Annotated in this window: 5 protein-coding genes, 1 tRNA gene and 1 pseudogene; 4 read left to right on the top strand and 3 right to left on the bottom strand. The window is 51.5% G+C overall.

Features of this window, described 5'->3' with window-relative positions:
- Positions 1–310: 310 nt before the first annotated feature.
- Positions 311–1396 (top strand): AI-2E family transporter, encoded by a 1086-nt coding sequence (locus ACMHXE_RS09145; protein ID WP_101056820.1) that lies wholly within the window; start codon positions 311–313, stop codon positions 1394–1396.
- Positions 1397–1516: 120 nt separating this feature from the next.
- Here the strand turns inward: ACMHXE_RS09145 and ACMHXE_RS09140 are convergent, their stop codons facing one another.
- Positions 1517–2824, bottom strand: coding sequence for an amino acid permease (locus ACMHXE_RS09140; protein ID WP_224868160.1), 1308 nt, complete (start codon positions 2822–2824; stop codon positions 1517–1519).
- A 344-nt stretch (positions 2825–3168) separates the two neighbouring features.
- Between ACMHXE_RS09140 and ACMHXE_RS09135 the strand changes: the two genes are divergently transcribed.
- From ACMHXE_RS09135 to ACMHXE_RS09125, 3 genes and pseudogenes are all read left to right on the top strand, one after another.
- Complete coding sequence (locus ACMHXE_RS09135; RefSeq protein ID WP_413732049.1) at positions 3169–4443, top strand: serine dehydratase subunit alpha family protein; 1275 nt, start codon at positions 3169–3171, stop codon at positions 4441–4443.
- A gap of 44 nt (positions 4444–4487) precedes the next feature.
- Positions 4488–5147, top strand: a complete 660-nt coding sequence (locus ACMHXE_RS09130) for a transcriptional regulator (RefSeq protein ID WP_101056822.1) — start codon at positions 4488–4490, stop codon at positions 5145–5147.
- A 66-nt stretch (positions 5148–5213) separates the two neighbouring features.
- Positions 5214–5947 (top strand): annotated as a pseudogene (locus tag ACMHXE_RS09125) (DUF4336 domain-containing protein).
- Positions 5948–6076: 129 nt separating this feature from the next.
- Here the strand turns inward: ACMHXE_RS09125 and ACMHXE_RS09120 are convergent.
- Positions 6077–6153 (bottom strand) — tRNA-Pro (locus ACMHXE_RS09120).
- 158 nt (positions 6154–6311) lie between these two features.
- A complete protein-coding gene (locus ACMHXE_RS09115) occupies positions 6312–8093 on the bottom strand; it encodes a DUF3413 domain-containing protein (protein ID WP_144361297.1) in 1782 nt (593 codons plus the stop codon).
- Between the last annotated feature and the right edge of the window lie 85 nt (positions 8094–8178).

Below are 8178 nucleotides of genomic sequence, written 5' to 3'. Positions count from 1 at the left end.
GCCAGCCAGGCGTGTATAACCAAGGTGCTTACTACGACATGCTGGGTCAACGATTCACTGTGGGGGTAAACTACAAGTTCTAATGCTATTGCTACTGAAAAAGCCACCTGTATCACAACAGGTGGCTTTCAAGAGTGACATACCACTGACGCTTGGCGATTAAGCGAATATATGGTCCAAGCAGTTCTTCTCTTGCGCTGCCGCTCCGTGGTTTAATAACTGCCGTCATCTCGAGCCCGGGTCCAAACATGTAGCCCCAGCCACACAGATGGCAAACTCAACATACTTTTTGAATTAACAAGGAATTCCCGTGTCCGTACGTTTTCGGGTCGAACCCCGCCATTGGTTAATCCTCGCCGCTTTGGCCATTGCGGCTTATGCCTGTTATCTATTGGTCGCTCCCTATCTGGGCGCTATTCTGCTGGGATTTATCGTTTCCTTACTGTTTTTACCCGTGCACAAGCGCATCGAAGCGAAACTCCCCAATCACCCCAATCTGAGCGCGCTGCTTTCCTGTGTTTTGTTGACGGTAATCATACTTATCCCGCTGCTGTTTATGCTGATTTCCGTGATTGAGCAGGGGATCAGCTCCGCCACCCAGGCTTATCAATGGCTGACCCATGGTGGCGCCAAAGAGTTGCTTGAGCATCCCTGGGTACAATCGTCGCTGGAGCTGACCAATAAATGGTTACCGTTCGATAGCATAGATCCGCAGGAAATATTGCAAAAAGCCACCGCAACCCTGACAGAGCTCAGTACTCGTCTGGTCGGCCTGAGCACGGCATTACTTGGCAATATCACCGGCTTCTTTGTCAATTTCTCCCTGATGCTGTTCGTGCTGTTTTTCTTCCTCAGAGATAACGAACAGATAATTACCAGCCTCAGACATGTGATCCCCTTGTCCCGCAGCCAGGAGGATAAAATTCTCGATGAAGTGGAAAAAGTGGCTAAATCGGCAGTACTAGGTTCCTTCCTCACCGCCCTGGCCCAAGGCCTTGCCGGTGGTATCGCCATGGCCATAGTCGGCCTGCCCGGATTATTCCTCGGCTGCATGATGGCGTTCGCCTCTTTTATCCCTGTGGTGGGTACTGCACTTATCTGGGTACCGGCCGCGCTTTATCTGGCCTTGACCGGCGATTGGGGCTGGGGCCTGTTCCTCTGTGCCTGGGGGATATTGGTGGTTGGTTCTATCGATAACTTCCTGAGGCCGATTCTGATGCAAGGCTCCGCCGGCATGAGTACCTTACTGATCTTCTTCTCTTTGCTGGGAGGACTGCAGCTCTTCGGGCTTATCGGCCTGATCTACGGCCCTATCATCTTTGCCGTTACCCTAGTGCTGTTTCATCTCTATGAAGAAGAATTTCACGACTTTCTGCAGCAGCAGGACAAGGCCTGAGCTCTTCACATAAGTTTTTGGCCCAACCCCTTGGCGTAAATTTGCTACCGCGCCATTGACAACGCCCCGCAATCCGGGGCGTTCTTCACTCGACTCTTTCAAATCCAAACTTCAAGTCAATCAACTGAATGCCAGGAAGGGCGAGATACACAGTAAGATCCCAGTGGCGATAATCACGTACAGGCCAACGCCCTTGTATTTGTGCAGCGCCGGCACCCGATAAACCAGATAGGCCGGGATCAAACAGCCGACCAAGCCGAATATTGGGCTACAGATAGAGGTGAAACTCAGCACTGGGGCGTTCAACACAATGGCACTCCAGGATAGCAATATGGTAAATACCATAATGCCGTAACCCACCAGCTTGGTGTTGATCTTCTCCTTGGGCATAACGCGCTGCAATAGGTTCATGATGATCCCCTGACACGCTTCCCGAAACCCCAAATAGACCCCAAAATAGGCCGTCATCACCGCAAAGATATTAAGTGTCAGGCTCAAGAGCTTCAGCGTTTGACCTGGCATGCCTTGCGCCACTATCGCCAGGGCGGAAATATTTTCCTGCTCGGCTTTTACCGCCTGCTCATGCCCCAGCGCCAGCGTAAAGGACACAGCATAAAAGAACACAGTAACAAATAGGATCCCGAAAGCTATGTTCATCGCCCGCATCGCTTTAAAGCGCGCCACCTCGATGGATTTCTCTCTGGCACGGTATGAGATCACCATGGGACTGAGGCTTTGAATAAACAGGATCGAAGTCAAGGTAAAGGGCAGCATCACCACCGCATCGCGGAGCCAATCGGTGCTATTGGGCACTGCGCCGATATTATTGATATCCCACTTGTCGACCATCATCAGCCCAAGCAGTGCGACCACCCCAAGCTTGGTGAGCACCATGAGGGTCGAAATCTTGAACAGCAGGCTTTCGCCGCGGGAAGCCAGTGCAACCAGAAGACAAATAAGCCCCAGACCATAGAAGGGGTTTTCAGACAACAGGCTCTTGGTGGCTCCAAAGCTTTGCAGGAAAGAGGCGCTGTCATTGGTGATCGCCGTCGAGTAGACAAACACCCAAATCACCAACATGACAAAATAGAGGGCACCAAGAAATATGCCCCAGTTTTTCCCCAGATAATCACCAATCACGCTGGGGTAATCCCGACACTCACGGGACTCGGCCAAGGTATTGATAAACAACCTTTGAAACATATACATGGCCGGATAACCGACAAGGGCAGACAAGAGAAACACCCACAGCCCCATTAAACCCACCTGCACAGGTAAAAAGACGATACCTGCACCTATGGCCATGCCGATGGACATGATGATCCAACCCCAATCAGTACTGTCAAACCGGGTCGCCTCCTTCCATGCCTGCGTATCATTCCGAGTAATGACCGCGCCCCACTCTGGTGCCAAAGTGTCAGTTTTCATATAACGACCCTAAATATTATTGGATACTGCTTGTTATTTTTTGCAAAAAAAGTTGCACCACATTAACTAGCCAGCCATTCTTTTTTGCAATTTTGTTGATATCAAAGGATTAAATGAAAAATGCCATCAATTACAAGATGTGGGTCACACTAGCAACAATTGCCGTCTCTTTAACGGCAAAATAAATTTGCACAACAGCCTTGGTATGCAAATAATTGCATCGTTAAGCCGAAACGCATTCAAAAATAGTTGCAAGTTATCTCAAGAGATTATGGGCAATATTGGTACAGTGACCGCAATCCAAGCCCTTGCCTATCCCCACTCAGACGCGCCGGAACCCAGTCATGAAACCACAGTGGCAACAATATATAGCTATCCTCAATCAAGTTGTGCGCCCTGCGCTGGGCTGCACCGAGCCCATTGCCGCAGCCTACGCCGCCGCTGTCGCCACTGAAACGCTGGGCGCCAAGCCTTTAAACCTGGAGGTTCAGGTTTCGGATAACCTCTACAAAAACGCCATGGGCGTATTTGTCCCCGGTACCGGCAAGATAGGCCTGGCCATTGCCGCCGCAGCAGGAGCCCTTGGAGGCTATGCCAATGCCGGTCTTGAAGTGCTGGCGAATATCAACTCGGCGCAAGTGGCCGAGGCCCAGGCGCTTATTGATGCCGGCATGGTCAAGATATCCCGTATTCAAGCAGACGAGTTCATTTATTGCGCGGTAACCGCTGCCAACGACAAACACCAGGTTAAAATCGTTATCAGTGGCAGCCATACCCGGATTACCGAGAAATGGTTCGATGGCCAGTTGCTGTATCAGGCCGAAGCCTCAGCCCAAGGCAGCACTGCTTCGGTATGCAACGGCGTCGATATCAACATCGCCGCAATCTATGAGTTTGCCACCGGGGTAGATGTTAACCGAATAAGATTTATTCTGGCGGCGTCCGATCTTAACTCCCGCCTGTCCGACGAAGGCATGAATTCGGCCTATGGTCTGGAAGTGGGCCGAACGCTGAAGAAAAATATCGATAGCGGCTTGCTGAGTGACGATCTACTCAACTCGATAGTCATGTACACGGCGGCAGCCTCGGATGCGCGCATGGGTGGCGCTACCCTACCGGCCATGAGCAATTTTGGCAGTGGCAATCAAGGCATAGCCGCGACTGTACCTGTAGTGGTCACCGCCAAGAAGTTCAGCTGCAGTGAAGAGCAACTGGCCCGGGCACTTATCATGAGCCACCTGGGCGCCATTTATATCAAGTCCCACTACCCGCCACTATCGGCTTTTTGCGGCAACACAGTGACCAGTGCCGCCGCTGCCATGGCCATGGTGTATCTTGCCGGGGGCAGTTTTGAACAAAGCTGTTACGCCATTCAGAATGTCATCAGTGACAGCACTGGCATGGTCTGTGACGGCGCCAAAGCTTCCTGCGCCATGAAGGTCAGCACCTCGTCCAGCGCGGCTGTACGGGCATTTTTGATGGCACTCAACCAACATGCCGTATCGACGCAGGGCATAGTCGCCGCCGATGTCGAACAAACAATCAAGAATCTGGGACAGATGATCTGTGATGGCATGGTGTCGACCGACAATACCATTATCAGTATCATGTCTGCCTAAGCTCCAGTGCCCGCCAATAACCGGGCTTTCACACAAGGATAGCGGTGAAACTTCACAAGTTAACTCCCAAAGATATGGAGATACTCAACGCCATCAAAAATGTGGTCGACGGTATCGCCACCATGTATGGGTCACACACAGAAGTGGTTTTACACAGCCTGGATAGAGAGAACCCCTCGGTCATCAAAATAGCCAACGGCCATATTACCGGCCGCAGTGTCGGCGCACCTATTACCAACCTGGCATTGGAAAAACTCAAGCGCGGCCAGGATATCTCCGAGACTTATCTGAGCCAAAGCGGTAATGGCAAGACTCTGAAATCCATCACTACGGTTATTCGCAACGAAAAGCAGATGGCCATAGGCCTTTTGTGTATCAACACAGATATGGATGCGCCTTTGATGTCTGTGTTGCACTCCATGCTGCCGCAACAATCCCCGCTCACAGAACACAGCGGTACGTCAGAAGTATTCGCCGTCAATATTGAGGAAACGCTGCACAGCACCATAGACAAGGTCAATCAAGCAGTACGCCACTGTGAACAGATCCCGCCATCGAAAAAAAACCGTGAAATCGTGACTCGTCTGTTCGATGCCGGCATTTTTGAACTCAAGGATAGCGCCCAGGTGGCCGCCAAGCGCCTGGATATTTCGGTGCACACCATTTACCGCTACTTGAGGGAGTTAAAAGCCCCGCAGGAGTGACATTGACAACTAGCGGGATCATCGGCGTTAGATAACAATGCCAATAAGTGATACCAAGGAGCCGCAATGCCCAATCACAGACTCAAACCCTTCGGTGATAACATATGGATAGTGACAGGCAAGACAGTGCCTTTCTTTGGTCTGCCATACACTACCCGGATGACAGTGGTCAGGCTTGATGATGGCACGCTTTGGTTGCACTCCCCCATAGCACTCAGCCGCGAGCTGCTCGAGGAGGTCAAGGCCCTCGGTGAAGTCAGGTATCTGCTGGCGCCCAACTCATTGCACCATCTGTTTGTCAAAGACTGGCAGCAAGCCTTTCCCAATGCCCTAAGCTACGCGACCGAAGAACTGGCAAAAAAACGCAGCGATCTGCATTTCGACCAACTGCTGCTCAGCGAATTGGCAGACTCGCAACACAATGCCAAAGACCCTTGGCTTGACGAGCTGGACTTCTGCCTGTTTCAGGGCAGCCCTGTGATGCAGGAGGCAGTATTCTTTCATCGCCACAGCCGCACGCTGATCCTGACCGATTTGATTGAAAACTTTCAGCCCGAGTGCTTCAAAGCCTGGCAAAGACCGCTGGCGCACATCAGTGGCATACTGGCCCCAACGGCAAGACACCGCTGGATTGGCGCCTGAGCTTCTGCTTTGGCAAGCCTCAGGCCCGAAAGGCCCTGGCCACTATACTTGGCTGGCAAGCGGAGAAACTCATCATAGCCCACGGCGAATGTCAGTCCCGGGATGCCGACCGCTTTATCCGCCATTCATTCTCCTGGCTTGGGACTCTTGACCACTAACAGGCACAGCAACATAAACCAGCAAGACTACTGACTTCGCGGCTTACCAAACATAGATAAAAAGACTGATACAAAAAAGACAGGCACAAAAAAGCCCAATCAACAGATTGGGCTTTTTTGTTTTGAATGTGGTCGGTATGAGAGGATTCGAACCTCCGACCCCTGACACCCCATGACAGTGCGCTACCAGGCTGCGCTACATACCGATATTTGTCTTGAGCGGCTGGCGCAGTATGCCGTCTCAACGAGGCAGAACTTTATCAACAGTCGCGAAGCTGTGCAAGCTCCATCTGAGAATTTTTAGTTTAACTGCCTAGTTTGTGGCCTGTTTTTTCTCTATCGTACAGTCTTTAATCCGCAGCGCTTAATGGTTGTACAAACGCCGCCCTTCACGCATCACTTCGATGAGCTCCGGAGCACTCATCTTCTTGTCCAGGCGGTTCTGATAAGCCTTGTCATAGATACGATATTGGCCGTGACGGTCAATCACAGTAATCTCCGATTGCTGATAGATAGCAAACACCCGAGCGTCACCGACATAGACCCATGTGAGGCTGTCGGGCTGCAGCAGGTGGCGGCCGGCACTGTAATCAGTGGCCGGATTGCTACAACCCAGTACTTGGCTCATCAAGGTCGGCACCAAGCCATAGTGGCTGGTGCGGTACTTGGCCTGGGCGTGGCCACCGACGGGCCAATGGATCACCAAAGGCACGCTGACATTGGCCGGTGACAAATCCCGTCTGGCCTCATCGGCGTTACTGGTGAACACCTTGCCATTGACGCCGGTAATGATCACCAGAGTGTTTTCCGGCATAGCAGACAAGAGTTGCTCCAGCTGTTTGTCAATAAAGTTCAGCGATTGCCGATATTGATTGAACAGCACCTTCTGCGCCGGTTTGAGAGCGCTGTCGGGTTTAACCGTCTGCACCCCGAGGAAACCTACCGGCGTATCATAATCTTCCGGCGATTTGAGATTAAGCAGCGCAAACCAGGGCGCTTGTTGCTGGGCTCGCCACTGCTGGAAACTATCGATATTCTGGATATCAGCCATGGCACTGCCGCCATCGTCTTCGGCAATATGAGCGTCAAAATCGCGGAATATCGCCTGGGGACGAGCCTCGGCATAATTACTTCTGCTGATAAACAGACCAAGATTGTAGCCCTGCTGCTTGAGGCTCTGACTCAGCAAGGGACTGGTGTAATTGAGTTCCACCGCATCCGTATAGCTGCCCTGCAGACCATAAAGCAGGGAAAACATGCCACTGCGGTAGGTATTGCCACCGCTGAGGTGATTCATAAACGCATGGTTTTGTTTGCCGTAGCGGCTGAAAAACGGCATGGTCTGCTCGTCGGCCATATCAGCCCTAAGGCTGTCGATGGCAATAAACAGTACATTGGGATGTTCTTCTGCGCTGCAGGTCAGCGGCGTTCTTGGGTATTTAAAGCTGGTTTCGGTATCCACCTGCAAGCTGCTGGAGCCGTCGATACCGTGATTTTCCATAAAGGTGCGCGCCGTCGCCGGATAAGATAGCGGGTAGGCATCATCAAAACGGGTAATTTCAGTGACATCAGCAGCATCAGCCCAAATATGAATAAGATGGCTGCTGACAAAACAAACCCCGATAAAGGCCACCACTTTGTTGCCATAATTGCGCTTTTGAATTTTCTCAATCCGCTTCCAGATAAAGTTGGCGGCGGTCAACTCCAGTGCCAAGATCCCAAGGGGAGTGACGATATAAGACGTGCCATGCAGTAAACTATTGAGGTCGGCCCAGGCCAAATCGACAGCGAAGGGACTCAAATGCATGCCATAGTCGTCATAGACTATGGTGTCATACAGCATGATACACAGACCTAGGGTGGCCACCACAGCCGCGTATCCCCGAAGGATACGCGAGTAAGGCAACAGCAGAGTAACGGGAAACAGCAACACCAGATAGACAATAAACGCCAGGAAGCTTAAATGGCCTATGGTACTGACGCCAAGGTAGCCCCAACCAATCCAGGTTTCAGGGTAGCCGACACTTTCCAGATATCGACTGCCGACTATCATGGCCAAAAAGCCATTGAAGAAGGCAAACCAGTGCCCCCAATTGATAAGGCGTGAAACCCTGTCCTTGCCCAACTGCTTTGTTCGCTCGACCATATGGATCCGCTTTTGTAAGTTGCCTGTGTATCTTACATTGTTTGCTATTATGTGCTTTTTGACTTACAACGCCACTATTTAGCGC

Source organism: Shewanella sp. BJSY2023SW007 (assembly GCF_047314525.1).
Lineage (GTDB): Bacteria > Pseudomonadota > Gammaproteobacteria > Enterobacterales > Shewanellaceae > Shewanella > Shewanella chilikensis.
Note: the sequence above shows the minus strand (reverse complement) of the source record. Positions and strands in the feature narration are given on the sequence as shown.

Excerpts from the sequence above, each read along its gene's own strand:
- ACMHXE_RS09135 (WP_413732049.1), top strand. The coding sequence starts at position 3,169 with ATGAAACCACAGTGGCAACAATATATAGCTATCCTCAATCAAGTTGTG.
- ACMHXE_RS09115 (WP_144361297.1), bottom strand. The coding sequence starts at position 8,093 with ATGGTCGAGCGAACAAAGCAGTTGGGCAAGGACAGGGTTTCACGCCTT.
- ACMHXE_RS09140 (WP_224868160.1), bottom strand. The coding sequence starts at position 2,824 with ATGAAAACTGACACTTTGGCACCAGAGTGGGGCGCGGTCATTACTCGG.